The organism is Candidatus Protochlamydia phocaeensis (assembly GCF_001545115.1).
GTDB lineage: Bacteria > Chlamydiota > Chlamydiia > Chlamydiales > Parachlamydiaceae > Protochlamydia_A > Protochlamydia_A phocaeensis.
Genome location: NZ_FCNU01000019.1, coordinates 55,809 through 72,942, shown reverse-complemented (window position 1 = coordinate 72,942; position 17,134 = coordinate 55,809). Strand labels below are relative to the sequence as shown.

Here is a 17,134-nt window from a genome sequence, read left to right as displayed (position 1 = left end):
AATTCTTGCAAAAAAAAAAGCACATGAAAAGTCAGATTTTTTCTTTTTCTGCTCCTCTATCCTTATTTAAAAAACGTACTCTGATCCTAATTCAATTCTTCCTGATCATTTTTGTCTATCATACGTTGAAAGACTTGAAAGATACGATTGTGATTACAGGAAGCGAAGCGGGCGCAGAGGTCATTCCCTTTATTAAAATTTGGGCCATGCTTCCGTTGGCTGTTGCAGCCAGTTATTTCTTTGCAAAACTGTATAATCGGTTTGGCAGAGAAAAGACCCTCTACTTTTTTGTCGGCCTACTTTTGAGCGTTTATTTGCTGTTTGCGTTCGTCTTATATCCTTTTCGCCAAGAGTTGTACTTGGACCAATTCTCTCATTATTTAAGACAAATGCTTCCCATTGGAGCGCGGGGAGGAATTGCCATGGTGGGCTTCTGGCATTATACGCTCTTTTATCTAGCTGCAGAGCTGTGGTCTTTGCTTGTTCTGTCCATTCTGTTTTGGGGGTATGTCAATGAGACCACCTCTTTGGAAGACGCCAAGCAGTTTTACCCTTTATGCATGTTTACAGGAAATTTTGCCGGGATCTTGTCTGGGCAAGTCTCTCATTTTCTTTGCCATCACTTGGCGAATGCCATTTCTTGGCAATTGACTCTGCAATTAATGGTGGCCATTGTAGCTTTTTGCGGAATGGCAATTATGAAGATCAATCATTGGCTGTCGAAAGATACAAACGGCTTACAGGCAAAGAAACAGCAGAAAGCGCGCCAGCCTCATTCTTTCAAAGATAATTTATCATCCATTTTTAAAAGTATGCCCCTGCTGTGCATTGCCTTGCTAGTCGTGGGATTTGGGCTGACCAGCAATTTAATTGAGGTGGTCTGGAAAGAAAATATTCGACAGCTGCATCCTTCTCCGCAAGCGTATAATGCCTATATTAACCAGTTAACTTCATTGATCGGGCTATTTGCTGTCATCATGGCATTTGCCTCTCGTTGGATCTTTCAATTGCTTAGCTGGACAAAAGTGGCTCTTTTAACTCCGCTGGCGCTTTTTGCAACAAGCTTGGTTTTCTTTTCTTCTCTTCTTTTGCCGGGAGAGCAGGTGTCTTGGCTCTCTTCTTTCGTGGCCATGAGTCCTTTGCAGCTCGTTGTAACCTTAGGGTCTATCTATTATGTATTGGCCATGACAGCCAAATATACGATTTTTGATACAACTAAGGAAATGGCTTTCTTGTCGATCGAAGCAGAAGAGAGAATGAGGGCCAAATCGGTCATTGATAGCATCGGCTCGCGGCTAGGCAAATCGGGGGCTTCCTGCTTCTATCAATTTTTACTGATCAGCTTTGGAGCAACTGCGGGGCATATCTCTGTCATTGGAATGACATCCATCGTTGTCATCAGCTTTTCTATTTTGGCAACAAAGAAATTAGGCGGCTACTTATCGGATCGAGGGGAAAACCTCCCATTAGTCGAAGCCATTTCTTAGAGAGTGCATTAAAACTCGTATGTAGGCCATTAGCAGTTTTAAATACCCTCTTAGAGGGCTTTTCTAAAAGCGATTCCTTTTGGCAAGGCTTTGCCTTCATTTATTGTTTCAACCGCTTCGCTATCTGCGGGGCGGAGGATTGACGAATGTTGGCTGTAACACTGATTCAGGAGCGGCTGTCATTGGATAAGGAGACTGATAATTCGTCGAGGGATAGTTACTTGTTGTCGGATAAACTTCAGTTCCATAGGGATTATATCCAGAAGTCTGTTGAACGGTTGGGGTGGGGACAACCTGCCGTGTGCTGGTAAAAGGATAAGTCTGTGTGCTTGTATAAGTAGGCGCCGACTGAGTGGGATTGGACGTTTGGTATTGGACAGTAGTCGGATAAGGGTTGGAAGCATAAGACCTGACCGTTGCAAAAGGATAGGCTGGCGCAGTCGTGGAAGGAAAATCAGCAGGCGTGGAATAGCGGCTTGCATTTGTGGAAGTCGAATATCTTGTAGTTGAGGGATAGGCATTCACGCGCATGTTAGGCGTGGATCCATAAGGCTGTTGCACAAAAACCGCTTGGTTAGTTGTATAAGCAGGCAAGCGGTTGCTCATCTGCGGATTAGGATTGTATCGGTATTCCGTATAAACAGAGGATCCATAGGGCGGTTGCACAAAAACAGCTTGCCCGGGTTGCTGCTGAGAATAAGCAGATGCGCTTAACAGCAAAAAGCTGCCTAGATACCATTTATTCATGCCACTAAAAAGCTTCATTGCTAGCCTCCTTCCCTTCAGCTTCGTTATGCTCCTGACTTGTCTTTGGATTATTTTCTCCTAGAACGTGCCCTAAATTGCTAATTGTCTATAGTTGACGACAGCTTCTTCCTATTTAAAAAAAAACTATTAATTAGTCAACCGGAGTGATTGCGTTGCCAAGGTCCTTGCCAGGTTTTAATGCAGGGATGAATAACCCAGGGCTCTCCTTTCAGCAAAGCTTCCACTGCCTTTGCTCTTGCATTGAAGGCATCAGGCTTGGACTGGGCAAGCGTCTCTTCTGCCCTTTCTGGCAAAAAGACGGGGTCAAAGCCAAAACCACCTGAGCCTTTTGGCTCAACGATTGTACCAGACAAATTGCCTTTATAGATAAAAACCTTTTCTCCTTGTCGATAAGCTAGCAAGACGATCCATTGCGCCTTTCGGCCTATATAACGGGGCAAGTGATCGAGCAGCCAGCGGATATTTACGCCGATGGAAGCGCCTTCGATTTCAAGCGTTGTGTCTTCAACTAAGATGTTTTCTCCAAGTTGGCTAGCTTTATGCGCGATCACGCGGATTGGATCAGCGTCAATTTCATTTAGATCCTCGTCTGAAGCGTGAAGCGTTTGGCCGTGCTTGGCAAAGAGCCGTTGGAATTCTTCTAGTTTTCCCTTATTGCTCGTGTTTAATTTCCAGTGAGAATGCTTCATATTCTATTCAATAAAAACTTTATTAAATTGGCATTAAGCTTTATATGAAAAAAAGAGTTAGGCGATAGCCTTCCATTAATTATTTGATTTTCTTCTCTCAGGCAAAAGATATCCACTAAAATAAATATTATACAGTCATTCACCACTTACCGATTGCTCAATCTGCTACGGAGTTATGACTGCAAGGCCTGAAAAAATCTACATAAGTTTTTTTAGATTAAGACGATAGGCTAGCTAGGTAAAGGAAAGCTTAGGATGAACTCTTCAAATCGCCATCCAGAAAATGGCAATTCCAATAAACCTATTAAAAAGGTGGGCAATAGCTTAGTCGCGCCTGTTAGCATTGGGGAAATACACATATTGATGCAGACACTGCATCAATGCAAGATATGTGCAATGGCTTGTGCAAAGGATAATAAAACAGTCGCATTAATATGCTTGGAATGTGCGGAAGTTTGCCATTTGGCCATTAGGTTTAAAAGTTGCCGAGCGAAATTTACGGCAAAAGTCTTAAGCTTATGCATGTTTATTTGTAAGCAATGTGAAAAGGAATGTAAAGTCATTCCCTTAGACGTTTGCCAGCAATGCGCTAAAACTTGCCAAGAATGTGCTAAAGTGATCCGTGATAATTTAAAAAATGGAAGTCAGGGAGGATAAGCCGAATGGGCGTAATCAGTTAGCTGCTGTATAAGGAAAAGTCTGGGTAACAAGTTAATGCCACCGAGAAAGAGAGCGGCTGTATTGAGATTGGAGGCAATGTTGATCATCTTTTTTATGACTAAAATGGGATGGCTATAAAAAATTCAAAATATTCGTTTTAAGGCTTGATTTAAGGATTCAATATGACCAATCAACCATTGGCAGAGATATTTGGATATCCTGCCGAGAGTACGAGTCCAGAAGCGCAGAGATGCCGTAAAATGCGCTTATGCCCGTTTAATAATAGGATTCCCAATTGTACCAAAGATCGGGCAAAAAAGCCTTTGGGGGTATGCTCTATTTATGAAAAGGGTCGAAAAACGGTTGTTTGTCCGATTCGGTTGAGGCAGAACTGGCGAGTCATTGAAGGGGCTGCAGATGCCTTTTTTGATCCAGGAACACTTTGGACGTCGATTACAGATGTCAAGCTTTTTGACAAATATTACAATTTAGTGGGCATTATCGATTTTATCTTGGTTGCTTATAACCAACGTGGAGATATTATTGACTTCGGTGCTTTGGATTTGCATGCTGCTTATGTGACGCAGAATTTGCGCCGCCCTTTTGAACGGTATATGTATGATCAGCAGGCTTACTTGAAAGAGGGCTATAAAGGACAAAATCAACCTCATGCCGATTACTTATCGACGATCAGAAAGCGCATTGCTCCGCAGCTCATTTATAAGGGAAGTATTTTTCATGCATGGCAAAAGAGGTCTGCTATTGCTTTAGATAAGGGGCTTTTTGATGCTTTGCCGGGATTTACAGAAGTCGATGCGCATCAATCAGAAGTCACTTGGCTTGTCTATGACTATGCGTCTAATAACGTTGATGGAATAAATGATTTAATTCTTCATAAAACTGTTCACACACTTTTTGAGCCAACTTTATTTCAAATTACTCGTGTCGAGCCAGGGCTTTTGGAGTCTTTTATCTCAGAATTGCAAGAGCAATTAGACGAACAGTTAGATAAAGATTATCCTCCCGATGTTCCCATTCTAGAGGATCTCAAAGAGGAGTGAGGCATCTAGCATTTAAAGATGAAAGATGCCTATAAACCTGAGTTTGGAGTTTTAGGCTCTTTCATCTGTAAGGGCTTTCCCGTCAGTCCAAAGGGTAAAAAACTTCAAATTCAGGTTATAAGAATGAAGAGCACGCCCTAATCGATTCTCTCTTCTGGACGGGCTTTGTCCAGCCGATAAATTAATTTGATGCAAGTGTCTTCGCTGAGCATGAGCTGCATCTTCAATGCATTCTGTGGGGTCACCCAGGTAAATCCCTTATATTCGTCAAAAGAGATGCTTCTTTTTCCAATTTTCCTCCAGGGATACGCCATAAATAGCCCTGGGATTTATTCTCTTGGTGGTGCAACGCAAGGGTTTTATCTGGAAACGCCAAACTCAGGTTGAAAATCAACCGACGACTTCTATCTTGGGATGGAAAGAAGGGCGCTCTTCTAAATAAACAGCACTGAATAAAGAACAAGAGAAAAGCTGAAAGAAAGAGCGAAAAAAATGAGCAAATGTTGCTTCTAAACCTCAACATGTCATTTAATTGGATAACTTTAAAAATTGTGCGCAAGTTTTTATCATTCTTGATTTTAGACGAGAGAATTAAACCTTAGATTGCTAAACTAAATTTTAAATGATTGTTTAGGAAAGGACATTTTTATGGCAGATCCCAAGCTGATTGATAGCAAAATGGAAAAGATAGTTGCCCTTTGCAAACGGCGCGGCTTTATTTTTCAATCCTCGGAGATCTATGGCGGCATCAATGGCTTTTGGGACTATGGGCCGCTGGGAGTCGAACTGAAGCGCAATCTCAAAGAGGCGTGGTGGCAAGACATGGTGCGGCGTCCCAACTTCAACCATAAAGGCGAGCTCATTGAAATGGTCGGAGTGGATTGCGCCATTATTATGAATCCTAAGACCTGGGTCGCATCCGGCCATGTGGGAGGATTTAGCGATCCCATGGTGGACTGTCGTGAAACTAAGAACCGCTACCGTGCCGATCATTTGCTTTGCGCTGAAATGATCGTCATGAAAGCCGGTCAACAGCATTCCTTGGGCTGGCTGGCGGTACAGGCAGGCGACGAAGCGGAAAAAGCCTGGGCTAAGAAGGCTGAGAAAATCCTTAAAAAGCAAGGCGGAGGGGAATGGATTCCGCCTTCTATCTGGATTCCTTATTCTGATTTGTCCAGCGATATGCAACGATTAGTCGTTGGACCTGACACGGATGCGCCGGGGACATTGACCGAGCCGCGGCAATTCAATTTGATGTTCAAGACCTTGGTTGGAGCCATAGAAGATCCTTCAGCTGTGGCTTATCTGCGTCCGGAGACCGCTCAAGGCATTTTCGCCAATTTCCGCAATGTATTGGATACCTCGCGTGTAAAAGTCCCTTTTGGAATGGCTCAGATTGGCAAGGCGTTCCGCAATGAGGTTACGCCGCGCCATTTCATTTTCCGCTCTCGTGAATTTGAACAGATGGAAATAGAATTTTTTGTCCATCCCAGCGAAGCGCATGAGTGGTATGCCTATTGGTGCCAAAGCCGCTATCAATGGTGGCAATCGATCGGGCTTTCCAATGAAAACTTGCGCTTGCGTCCGCAGGAGCAATCGGAACTGGCGCATTACGCGAAGGAAGGAGCAGGCAGCAGCGATGTTGAATACCGTTTTCCTTTTACCGATCCCGGTTTTGGCGAATTGGAGGGAATCGCCCACCGTACGGATTATGACCTGCGCCAGCATGCAGAGCATTCCGGACAAGGCGATCGCCTCAAATACTTTGATCAAGAAACCCAAGAGCGCTACTTTCCTCATATCATCGAACCATCAGCAGGGGCTGATCGCGGGGTGCTGGCCTTGCTTTGCGAGGCATATGTAGAAGATCCTTCGCGTCCCAGCGGTTTGTTTATGCGCTTTCATCCCCGCATGGCGCCGATTAAGGCAGGGATTTTTCCCTTGGTCGATAAAGAAGGCATGCCCGAGATCGCCCGCAACTTGTATTTAAATCTTAAGCAAAAATGGAATGTGCAGCTGGATGTCAAGCAAAACATCGGCAAGCGCTATGCTCGCATGGATGAGGCCGGAACGCCTTTTTGCTTTACTGTCGACACGCAAACGCTGAGCGATCAGACGGTGACGGTTCGTTACCGCGATACGTTGCTGCAGCAGCGGCTCTCATTGGGCCAAGTGCCGCAATTTTTGAACGATCAAGTGGAGAGCTGCGACTTATCCTCTTAAATATTATTTTAATAAAAAGAGCTGTCTGCTAGATGTACTCTTCAAGAATCGAGGATCAAAAAATGAGAAAAATCGCCCTTGAAGAGCACTTCATCACACCAGACTTCATCGCTTATTCAAAAGAAAATTTTGCGGGATTCAACCAAGAGGAACAGAATTCCATTATAGGCGTGCTATCGGATTTTGAAGACTTGCGCCTGAAAGCCATGGATAACGCCGGAATTTCCATTTCGGTTCTTTCGCTGACAGATCCAGGCGTGCAAAGAGAGCCCGATGCGGCGCTTGCGGTTAGGCTTGCCCGAAAAGCCAATGATGCCCTTGCCGGCCAAATTCAAAAGCATCCGACGCGCTTTCGGGGCTTTGCTCATTTGGCCCTGCAAGATCCCCCGGCAGCAGCTGCTGAATTGGAGCGTTGTGTGCGAGATCTTCATTTTGTGGGAGCCTTGATTAACGGGCAAACAAATGGCCATTATTTAGATGAAGAGCCATATTATCCGTTTTGGGAGCGCGTTCAAGAATTGGATGTCCCTATCTACTTGCATCCAGGAAATGCTTTTCAAATGCCCTATAGCTTTAAGAATCATCCGGAACTGAATGGAGCTATTTGGGGCTGGGCAATGGAGACGGGAACGCATGCGCTTCGTTTGGTTTTTAGCGGCTTCTTTGATCGCTTTCCATCCATTCGATTAATACTGGGCCATATGGGCGAAGCGCTGCCCTATTTTCTTTGGCGGTTTGACAGCCGCTGGGGCATCATGAAGCATTCTATAGAGCTTAAGAAGCCTCCTTCTCAATATATTAAGGACCATATAGCCATTACTATATCGGGAATGTATGCCAATGAGCCTTTACTGTGCGCTTTGAATGCGCTGGGCGAAGACAGCCTGATGTTTTCTACCGATTACCCCTATGAATCCTCACAGGCAGCGGCGCAATTTATTGAACAGGCTCCGCTCAAGGAGGATGTTCGCCAAAAGATTTGCTATAAAAATGCGGAACGCTTCCTTAATCTAAATCTATAATTACCAAAGATAAACGTTTATAATTTTTTTCTCTAAGGGATAGGTGGAAGACCTTGTTGCGGGAACTTTTGCAATCAATAGAAGAAAGGATTATATCAGGTTTATCAGGTTGCCTTACATCGAAGGGAATTCAAAAACTCATTTTTTGAATTTGATTCCGTATAAAACTTCTAAAAGGAGGGCATAATGGAAAATAAGGTAAAGACTTTAATCAGAGCGATTTTTACTCATTTAGAAAAAGGTGACAAGACCTTTTGGGATTTTTTTGACGAAGATGTTTTATGGGTTGTAGAAGGCACTCATCCCTTGGCAGGAAAATATAAGTCTCTGAGCGAGTTTAAAAAAGCCACGTTTGATCGTTTAAATCAAGTGTTGGCAAGCCCGATTAAATTCAAAGTGCGCGAAATCATAGCGGAGGGGATGCGAGGCGTCGTTGTCATGGATGGAGAGTCGACCACGCAAGATGGCAGCCCTTTTCATAACCGCTATTGCTGGGTTTTGACATTCGGGCCTAATGATAAAATTGAGCATGTCGATGCATTTTTAGATACGCAATTAATCAATGACTTATTTACGGCAAAAGCCCGTCGATAAGTTTATCCGCTTGAGCATAGAATGAGTGATCAATACGCCTCTGATTTAACTTTGGATTGCGATGGTATCTTGACAGGATGCGATCAGAGCCAAGAATGGCTTCTACCTTGGTGGTGGATGAACCTGCGTCTGCATGATGGCCATCCTGTCACATTTATTGACTTTGGCAATATGTCAAAAGCAGCCCTTGATTGGTGTAAGGGAAGGGGAGCGGTTATTTCGTTGGAGGCTGATTGTTCTTTTGTGGCAGGCAAAGAGAAGATCAATCCACAATTAGCCTTAATCTGGGAAACAATTCACACGCATGTGTGGCAAATGCGCTCCGCCTGGTTTAAAAAGCCTTTTGCCCTCTTGCAGTCTCCTTATAAACGGACCCTGTGGTTAGACTTGGATTGCCAAGTGCGCGGTCAGCTTGATCCTTTGTTTGATCAGTGCGACAACGAGGCTGAAGTTGCAATGAAAAGAGAAGAAGATATCTTCCATGAAATGGATATTGAGCAGGGGCTGCTGCTACCCGGCGAGCAAATCTATAATTCCGGCGTGCTCGTTTACAGAAAAGGAGCCCAGATCTTGCAGGATTGGGCCAGCCAAGCCTTAACCCATAATCGGTTTTTTATAGGGGATCAACAGCTTCTCTCTCGCATTATATTTATTCAACAAGCCCCTCTTACCGTTCTTCCTGCCATTTATAATTGGCGCATGGACTTGGGACCTAATCGCAACGCCTTAATTTTACATTGGCTTGGAAGGTTCAAAAATCATATTCAAACAGAGATTGAATTGCTGAATCAGCAATTCTTTATTGATTTATCCCTCGTTAAGAAATAAGCGGCTGTCGTTGAATTGTCAATCTTTAGGGATTAGACAGCCGTCAAGTTTATCATAACCTGAGTTTGGAGTTTTTCTGCCATTTGTTCCTCTTCGCAGCTTTGACGCAGTCGAAAGAGCAAAAAACTCCAAACTCAGGTCAATAGTCTGAATTCACCTTCTTTTCTTCTTGGAGAAAAGACCTCAACTATAGGCCATTAGCATTTTTAAGAAGTCCTCTTAGGTTCTAGAGCGAAGATAGCAAAAAAATAGATTGATTTCTTTCTGTCTGCCAGCTAGACAAGAAATTATTAATTACTTTTATTCCATGTATTTAATGGAAGAAGAAATTACAAAAATTAAAGGAGAATAATATGAAAAAAGTCTTTTTTTGCGGCTTCTTTTTCCTGCTATCGATGACAAGGGGATTTGCTGAGACAGAAACACAAGCCGTTCCTTCTTCCGATTTGCTGCCTTCTATTGATGAAATGGTTCAAATTGAATGTAAGCTTGAACCTATTTGCCCCCTTAGCGATCGTTATTTGCGCCATCAACACAGTAGACTGCGCAGAGGGTCTAGGCCGCATTTTGCTGTTAAAGCTGGAACAAGCACAAACTGGAGTGGATATGTTGCTGCCACCAATCTGCAAAATCCTGCCCCAGGTTCTGTCAGTGCCATAGCGGGGATTTGGTTGGTTCCAACTCTTGCTCCAACACCTAATAATGCTTATTCGGCTATTTGGGTGGGAATTGATGGTTATAGCAATGGAACAGTAGAACAAATTGGAACGGGCCATGATTGGGTTAATGGCGCGCAAGACAACTATGCTTGGTTTGAAATGTATCCTAACCCTATGCATGAAATTATAGGATTTCCTGTAAATAATAATGATTTAATCGGCGCCATCTCACAATATATTGGCAATGGCGTGTTCCAATTGAGCATTTTTAACTACACCAAAGGTGTTTCAGCAGTTATTCCAACCAATTTTACAATAGCACCTAGTGCGCAAAGGAGTTCTGCTGAGTGGATTGTAGAAGCCCCTTCTTCTTCCCAAGGCGTATTGCCATTGGCTAATTTCCGCTTTGCAGCCATGGTCAATTGCGTCGCTATCATTAATGGGGTATTGGGTCCTATCAATAACCCACTCTGGCAATCCGATGTTCTTTATATGATTCAAAGCAACTATTTTAAAGCCATCCCTACTCCATTAGCTCCAGGCGGCGCAGGCTTTATTACATTATGGGAACATGAATAAAATTTAATCGCCCTAACTAACTCAAGCCAGTCATGGCTTGCTTCATTCAGCTCAATGAGAGAGTTAAAAAAAATAATTAACGCTCATTGGGCTGATCTATTTTCTTTCTCTATTTTTATTATTTAAATTTATAAATTTAAATTAGATTTGGAGATTAATTAATAAAGATTGATTGTTTCTTTTATTGATTTAGAAGCCTCTCTCTAAGAGACATTCTTATTGCTTCTCAAGTAATTCTTTCTCTTATAAGATAATAACCTGAGTTTGGAGTTTTTTGGCTCTTTCGACTGCGTCAAAGCTGCGGAGATGAACAAAATAGAAAGGCGATCAATATTAAAAAATAGGGACCGCCTTGCCACTTTTCATCTGCAAGGGCTTTCACGTCACTCCAAAGGGCAAAAAAACTCTAAATTCAGATTAATAGGCTTAAGAGACTGCCGCCGAATGGCTAATAGCCTAGATTCGAGTTCTTTTTCCCTAGGAAGGCCGAATGGGGAAGAAAATCATCTTGAATATAGGCATTCGATGACAGCCCTCTAAGCATTCGCACGATCGCAACAAGGAGTTCAAGATCATGGAAATAAATGATAAAGTTTTTAAAGCTTTAAATGAGCAAATTAAACATGAGTTCTATTCTTCCTATCTCTATTTATCAATGGCGTCTTATTTTGAAAATATTCCTCTTGATGGATTTGGTAAATGGTTTCGCAAGCAAGCTGAAGAAGAACATGAACATGCAATGAAAATTTATAATTATATTATTGATCGCAATATGCATGTGGATCTTCAAGCAATCGATAAACCCATTGTGAAGTTTAATTCTGTCCAAGAGATCTTTGAAAAGGCTTTGGAGCATGAAAGAAAAGTCACACATTGGATTTACCAAATCTATGAATTGGCTCTTCAAGAGAAGGACCATGCAACTCACATCTTCTTGCAATGGTTTATTACAGAACAAGTGGAAGAAGAGAAAAACGCACAAGATAATTTAGATCAGATCAAATTGATCGGAGATGACAAGGCCGCTCTGTTTGTTTTAGATCAGAATTTTGCAAAAAAAGCTGACTAAGATTTCCACCTATCCTGGCATTGAGGCGGGATAAGAGGCTTAGAGGGGTATTAACCTATATTTGAGAGTATGTTCTTCCTATAACTCGAATTGAGGTCATGAGCGCTTTAATACACCCTCTTAAGCTGCGCCATTCGCTTGGCTTGCTTAGCCTAGCAGGCCTTTTCCTTATCTATCCCATTCAATTTTGAGTTTTAAGAAGAAAATAACTGCGAATACCGGTCATTGGCTAATTGACGGCACGTCTTAGCTTTCTTTCTATTCATGATCATTTTTTTGCTGCATTCTTGCGATAAATTGAGAAAAAGTCTGGCGATTATAACAAACCGCATAAACATAAAAAATGCCGTAAAATCTATTTATTAGTGCTTCTCTTTGCCTATCAAAGGCTTTGAATTAAAATACCAATCCAGTGAGTCTGTTATATATTGATTCAAAATAAATTTTTTATTACCACAATTTGATGATGATAAACAAATAGAAAGAATGAAAATACGCAAGCAAGCTCGATTGCATTCATTGTGTATAAGAACATACCGTGTTCAAGGTTGGATAAGGGGACGCCATGCCAGCATTGCCGATTACTGATTGGAACAATACGGCCATCTATTTTTCCGGGTTTTTATTTGGAGGATCTGCTCTATTATTGCTGGCCCTTTATTTATTCCGCTGGAAATCGGATTGGACCTCATTGGTTGTGTGGCTGGTTGCTAATCTAGGCTCGGCTTGGCTAGCTGCCATCCTTTCCAATAGTCCAAAAGCTGCAATAATCGCGTTGGGAATCAATGCCTTTTTGGTTGCCTTGCTATATCGATTGATTCCCGTCATTTCTCTTTTTGGAGTTTTTTTTCTAGTCAGTTTGCTAGATCCCCTCTTATTTGGTTTGGTATGGTTATTTAATTTGGCTTGGTCTTTGAAAGCGTATCTAAACGGACCTTTATTTTTTGCCGTTGCTTCCGCGGCGGTGCTGTTTGGAACTTTGATCTTATGCAATGCTTTGATGGGAAGTTGGATTTCTTTAATACGCTTTTCTCAATTATATTTTCGCTTTCCCCGGCAAAAGGCTGCCAGGAAGGCAATTGAAGAGGCTTATTTTAGCAAGCCTTGGGTTTCAATCCATGTCCCTTGCTATGCAGAGCCTCCGGATATTGTTATAGAAACGTTGGATGCGCTTGCTGCTCTGCAATATCCGCATTTTGAGGTTCTAGTCGTCGATAATAATACTAAAGATCCCGCTTTATGGAGACCTTTGGAAAATCATTGCATGAAGCTTGGCAGCCGCTTCCGTTTCTTTCATATGGATCCACTGAAAGGAGCTAAAGCCGGAGCCCTTAATGCTGCCTTGCGCTTGACGGCACCTCAAGTAGAGATTATCGCTGTCATTGATGCCGATTTTGTTGTCCAGCCCGACTTTTTAGAAAAGCTTGTAGGCTTCTTTCAGGATCCCAAAACTGGATTTGTGCAAAGCTGCCATGATTACCGGGAATGGGAAGGGAGCCGCTATCTGTCGGCTTGTTATTTTGAGTACGAAAAGCATTTTAAGCTTGAGCTTCCAGCCGCTAGTGAATGGGATATTGCCTATACGGTTGGAACTATGTGTTTATTTCGCCGCAAAGCCTTGGAAGAGGTGGGAGGATGGGCGGAGTGGTGCCTGACGGAAGATTCAGAGGTTTCCATACGTTTGCATAACCATGGCTATACAGGCTATTACTTAAAGGATACGCTAGGAAGGGGATTGATCCCTGAGACCTTTGAGGCCTATAAAAAACAACGCTTTCGCTGGATTGCGGGGCCTGTTCAGCAATTTCAAAAACATTGGCGTCTTTATTTGCCTTGGTCTCCTTCTAGTCAGTTGACATTGCCTCAGAAGTTGGGAGAGCTTTTTCATAGTCTTTCGCCTCTTTTTAACGATGCTCTAAATCTTTTGATGAACGTTCCCATCCTGCTCGTCAGCCTCTGGTTTGCCATTGAGAAAAGGCAAGTTTTCTTTGTCCCTCCCAGTTTATTGGTTTTGTTTGCCATTGCAATCATGCGGAATGTTCTTTGTAATTGGATTCAAATCCGCTTAATGGGCGGGAATTGGCGCAATTGTATTTATGAGGTTTTAGCTGAAAGATCGCTCAATTATACGCGTTATAAGTCCTTTTATATGGCCTGGATGAACGCTAAATTAGAGTGGAAGCGGACCGATAAATTCAAAGCAAGCTCCAATATTTGGCGCGCCTTCTCTTCTGCCCGTTCAGAATTGATAGCAGCCTTTATTTATATGATTCTAGCCGCTCTTTTGATTCCAGTTGCGCACTTTGCCCCTCCTGATGTGATCTGCTTAGGCTTATTGAGCATTGTCAATCAAACGATAACGTTTCTTTGCACGCCTCTCATGGCTTTTTTATCTGAATATCATTTAAACGAGCAAAACCGTACGCCAGTTAAAGAAAGCCTGGCTCTTAATCCAGTCCAACCGGGTGTTTTGGTCAATCTTAAAACGGAACAGGAAGAAGAAGCTCCTCTTAATTGAAGACAATAGTAGGTGAGTCAGAGAAAGCCGGACGTGTAAGAAAGTTCTCCTGGCCAAAAGCCTTGACAGGTTAACCGCTATTCATTACATCGGAGATGATCGTTTATCCCTGAGAGTATATTAACCTGAGTTTGAAATTTTTTGTCTTAGGAAGCGACATGAGATAGAGAGCGCTAGTTACTTCCTATTGTCCGTCATCTCAGCCGCCTCTCAGGTTAATAATCTCAAATATAGATTATTATGGGTTTTAATACACCCTCTAAAGGCCTGATCGCATGAAGGGTTATTTTATTTAAAGCTGTTTCTCTCTTGAATCAGGAAGCAGTCCAGCAATTACCGGAATATCCTAAATTTAAAGGAGGAAAAATGACGCTCACTTTTTCTAGACTTCAGGCGAGTGTATTTATATTGGCCATGTCGACAGCTTTTCATCTTCAGGCTCAAAGAGGACCCATTCCTTCTGCTATTTTGCCCAACCATCCGGTTGCTATGCAGCTTACTGGAGAACAAGTCGGAACAGAATCGGATCTTCCCGTGCTTTTAGAAGCGCATGGACGTTTGTTGAATCAAGCGATTGTTTCCGCTTCACGCGGAGCTTATCCGGATGTAATGGAGACGAATAATGAAGCCTTATTAAATAATGCTAGTCAAATTGCCAATGTCTTTACAGCAGCTTTCGGCCCGCAGGCTGGAAAGCGGTTCGAATCGCTTTTCAATGAACACATTTCGCTTGGATCGGACTACATTAATGCCGTTAAGACAAATAATCCTGTCTTAGCTCAGCAAATTTCCAGTCAGGCCCTGGAAAATGGCCGCATGATAGCAAATTTTTTTAATCAATTAGGCTTGCGCCCGCAGAGCAGTTCTTGGGAGAGCATGCTCGATAGGCATGTAGAGCTGGAAGCTCAGCAAACCAAGGCCTATTTTCTAGGCGAGTTTAATCAAGCGATCGACCTTAGGGATCAATCTTTGGCGCAGCTTAAAATAATGGCGAATGAATTAGCAACAGCTATTGCTAGGCAAAAGCCTGCTATTCGGCCTTGACTGTGACAGCAAATGCTTCAGGATCGAGACTGGCTATTTCGCTTAGCTGCTTATCTTCTTGGTTAATGGGCTTATCTGCTTGATTAATCCAAGTTTGTAAAAGATGATCTAACCAGAAATAGCGATGTTTCTTTCCTATCCGCCCTAAGAATCCCATATGCCCTCCAAAGCGGCATAAGCTGGCTTTCATGCAAGAGGGAAGTTTTGCCTTTAAAATGGGGCGATAATCAATAAAGGGATCATCCATTGCGAAAAGCACACGGCAAGGATGCTGAATGAGAGGAATAAAGCTTAAGCTGCTGCATTGGTGATAATAATCAAAGGCGTTTTGGAAGCCCCAATTGGGCGCTGTAACTAAATTGTCAAATTCATAAAAAGTCGAATAATTCCTTTTTCCTATCCAAGGCTCGACTTGTTTTTGCATATTTTTTAAATAATAGCGAAGGTATAGGCGATTGGAAGGTTTTGATAAAAGATTAACGGTCGTATCCAGATCAATGGGAGGGCAAACGGCAAGGGTTTGATGTAGAAGGGAAGGCCCTTCCGCCCCTAATTCGCCGGCTAATTTGAGGGCAATATTGCCCCCAAGAGAAAAACCCAATAAAATGAAAGGGGAGTGCGGCGTTTGCTGCTTTAGCGCGCGAAGGACAGCTAAAATGTCTTGGCTATTTCCTCCATGATAGTGAAGGCGCGCTAAATGGCGGCCAGGACCACATCCGCGTAAATTGACAGCGATAACCCGGTAGCCATTTTGATAGAGTTTACGGCTCATACGGATCATATAATTGGATAGATGGCTGCCACCTAGTCCATGGACCATGATAATGGTTTTTTGTGTCGGCTGCCAAGAAGTCGGTACGAAAAGGCTGCACCACAAGGCATCTCCATCCGGTAATTTAATAATCAGTGGTTGAGAGGGAGGCGGCCTGCCCGCGCGGTTGAAACAGGCAATAATCGTTTGCGCGTGTGGCGAGGCTAGACCGGGGAAAGGATGAAAAGAAAGATATTCAATCATAGGCACAAAAATATTGATAGTTCGCTTGTTTTCTTAAGGCTATTCTTTAGTCAGCACAAAAATATAATAAGGGGACGCGTGCTTTTCGCTTTTCCATTTCCATGGTAAAGCTTCGTCTTCGTGCCCGCGTGGATGAAGGGTATCCAACAACCGAAGACCGGTTGCTTGGAAGACTTCTCCATAATCGCTTTCCGTCCAATAATAATTTTGAAAAGTCAGTGTTCCCTCAGGCATCACAAAGTCAACTCTTCCTAGGCTTCCGCTGGTCAGGTTGTTATTCTGAGGAAAATCGACTTGAAGCGAAACCCACTGATGATGCCTGTTATAGGTGTCAATGCTTCCTGTAACAGCAATAAAAAGCGCTTTTTGACGCATGACGCGTTTCACCTCTTCTAAAGCTTGCCTCATATCGCTTTTAGTGGCAAACTCAAAAAGCACGAACGTACTGAAAATGAGATCATAAGAAGAGTCCTTAACAGGAATTCTGTCATTTTGAAGGAGATGATAAATTCCTGCCGGATCTTCCCGTTTTGCTTCGCCGATCATTTCCGGGCTGATATCGACTCCTTCTACTTCCAACCCTAAAGGAAAAAACGGTTTTAGTTTCTTCAAAAAACGAGTGGATACGCCCGTTCCGCAGCCGAAATCCAATGCGTTGATGGGAGAAAATTCCCTTTGCTTCAAATAACGCTCTAGCAGGTCGGGTATATCCCTAAAAGCTAAATAAAGGGTGCCTTCAATCTGCTCGTTGGCATACAAAGAACTGATTTGAGAATAATCAATGTGAAAGGGTTTATTCATTGTATTTCCTATAAGCTAAAGGCTTTGCTAAATTCAAACAATCTTTTACTTTTGATAGTAATAAAATTATTAAAAATAAGTTGCAATATGTTTGAAAATTAAACTTCCTGTTTTTAA

The 17,134-nt window shown here is 42.7% G+C and carries 16 protein-coding genes; 11 read left to right on the top strand and 5 right to left on the bottom strand.

Features of this window, described 5'->3' with window-relative positions:
- The first annotated feature begins 23 nt into the window (after window positions 1–23).
- Window positions 24–1,487, top strand: a complete 1,464-nt coding sequence (locus BN3769_RS06480; RefSeq protein ID WP_154017844.1) for an Npt1/Npt2 family nucleotide transporter — start codon at window positions 24–26, stop codon at window positions 1,485–1,487.
- 120 nt (window positions 1,488–1,607) lie between these two features.
- On the opposite strand, the gene BN3769_RS06475 is transcribed toward BN3769_RS06480, so the two are convergent.
- Window positions 1,608–2,252: a hypothetical protein gene (locus BN3769_RS06475; RefSeq protein ID WP_068468779.1), complete on the bottom strand. Its 645-nt coding sequence runs from the start codon at window positions 2,250–2,252 to the stop codon at window positions 1,608–1,610.
- A 137-nt stretch (window positions 2,253–2,389) separates the two neighbouring features.
- On the bottom strand, window positions 2,390–2,944 hold the full coding sequence (locus BN3769_RS06470) for a non-canonical purine NTP pyrophosphatase (protein ID WP_068468777.1): 555 nt from the start codon (window positions 2,942–2,944) through the stop codon (window positions 2,390–2,392).
- A 255-nt stretch (window positions 2,945–3,199) separates the two neighbouring features.
- Here BN3769_RS06470 and BN3769_RS06465 point away from each other — a divergent pair, with 255 nt between their 5' ends.
- Together BN3769_RS06465 and BN3769_RS06460 are read left to right on the top strand one after the other, a co-directional pair.
- A complete protein-coding gene (locus BN3769_RS06465) occupies window positions 3,200–3,601 on the top strand; it encodes a four-helix bundle copper-binding protein (RefSeq protein WP_068468775.1) in 402 nt (133 codons plus the stop codon).
- Window positions 3,602–3,786: 185 nt separating this feature from the next.
- Complete coding sequence (locus BN3769_RS06460; protein WP_068468773.1) at window positions 3,787–4,665, top strand: NotI family restriction endonuclease; 879 nt, start codon at window positions 3,787–3,789, stop codon at window positions 4,663–4,665.
- Between the two features lie 137 nt (window positions 4,666–4,802).
- Here the strand turns inward: BN3769_RS06460 and BN3769_RS14710 are convergent, their stop codons facing one another.
- The gene (locus BN3769_RS14710; RefSeq protein ID WP_154017843.1) at window positions 4,803–4,979 is read right to left on the bottom strand and encodes a hypothetical protein; all 177 of its coding nucleotides are present in this window, start codon (window positions 4,977–4,979) and stop codon (window positions 4,803–4,805) included.
- A gap of 334 nt (window positions 4,980–5,313) precedes the next feature.
- On the opposite strand from BN3769_RS14710, the gene BN3769_RS06455 reads away from it, so the two are divergent.
- From BN3769_RS06455 to BN3769_RS06415, 8 genes are all read left to right on the top strand, one after another.
- The gene (locus tag BN3769_RS06455) at window positions 5,314–6,888 is read left to right on the top strand and encodes a glycine--tRNA ligase (RefSeq protein WP_068468771.1); all 1,575 of its coding nucleotides are present in this window, start codon (window positions 5,314–5,316) and stop codon (window positions 6,886–6,888) included.
- 62 nt (window positions 6,889–6,950) lie between these two features.
- The gene (locus BN3769_RS06450; protein ID WP_079989448.1) at window positions 6,951–7,910 is read left to right on the top strand and encodes an amidohydrolase family protein; all 960 of its coding nucleotides are present in this window, start codon (window positions 6,951–6,953) and stop codon (window positions 7,908–7,910) included.
- A 186-nt stretch (window positions 7,911–8,096) separates the two neighbouring features.
- The gene (locus BN3769_RS06445; protein WP_068468767.1) at window positions 8,097–8,504 is read left to right on the top strand and encodes a nuclear transport factor 2 family protein; all 408 of its coding nucleotides are present in this window, start codon (window positions 8,097–8,099) and stop codon (window positions 8,502–8,504) included.
- A 21-nt stretch (window positions 8,505–8,525) separates the two neighbouring features.
- On the top strand, window positions 8,526–9,332 hold the full coding sequence (locus BN3769_RS06440) for a glycosyltransferase family protein (RefSeq protein WP_068468765.1): 807 nt from the start codon (window positions 8,526–8,528) through the stop codon (window positions 9,330–9,332).
- A 353-nt stretch (window positions 9,333–9,685) separates the two neighbouring features.
- Window positions 9,686–10,570 carry a G1 family glutamic endopeptidase gene (locus BN3769_RS06435; protein WP_068468763.1) on the top strand — a complete coding sequence of 295 codons (885 nt, stop codon included), beginning with the start codon at window positions 9,686–9,688 and terminating at the stop codon, window positions 10,568–10,570.
- Between the two features lie 574 nt (window positions 10,571–11,144).
- Entirely contained in the window at window positions 11,145–11,639 is a 495-nt protein-coding gene (locus BN3769_RS06425) for a ferritin (protein ID WP_068468759.1), read from the top strand.
- Between the two features lie 565 nt (window positions 11,640–12,204).
- Window positions 12,205–14,157, top strand: coding sequence for a glycosyltransferase (locus tag BN3769_RS06420; RefSeq protein WP_079989440.1), 1,953 nt, complete (start codon window positions 12,205–12,207; stop codon window positions 14,155–14,157).
- Window positions 14,158–14,523: 366 nt separating this feature from the next.
- Window positions 14,524–15,201 (top strand): hypothetical protein, encoded by a 678-nt coding sequence (locus BN3769_RS06415; protein ID WP_068468757.1) that lies wholly within the window; start codon window positions 14,524–14,526, stop codon window positions 15,199–15,201.
- On the opposite strand, the gene BN3769_RS06410 is transcribed toward BN3769_RS06415, so the two are convergent.
- Window positions 15,188–16,216 (bottom strand): YheT family hydrolase, encoded by a 1,029-nt coding sequence (locus BN3769_RS06410; protein ID WP_068468755.1) that lies wholly within the window; start codon window positions 16,214–16,216, stop codon window positions 15,188–15,190. The two genes, BN3769_RS06415 and BN3769_RS06410, sit on opposite strands and share 14 nt — an antisense overlap.
- A 39-nt stretch (window positions 16,217–16,255) precedes the next feature.
- Window positions 16,256–17,017 (bottom strand): class I SAM-dependent methyltransferase, encoded by a 762-nt coding sequence (locus tag BN3769_RS06405; protein WP_068468753.1) that lies wholly within the window; start codon window positions 17,015–17,017, stop codon window positions 16,256–16,258.
- Between the last annotated feature and the right edge of the window lie 117 nt (window positions 17,018–17,134).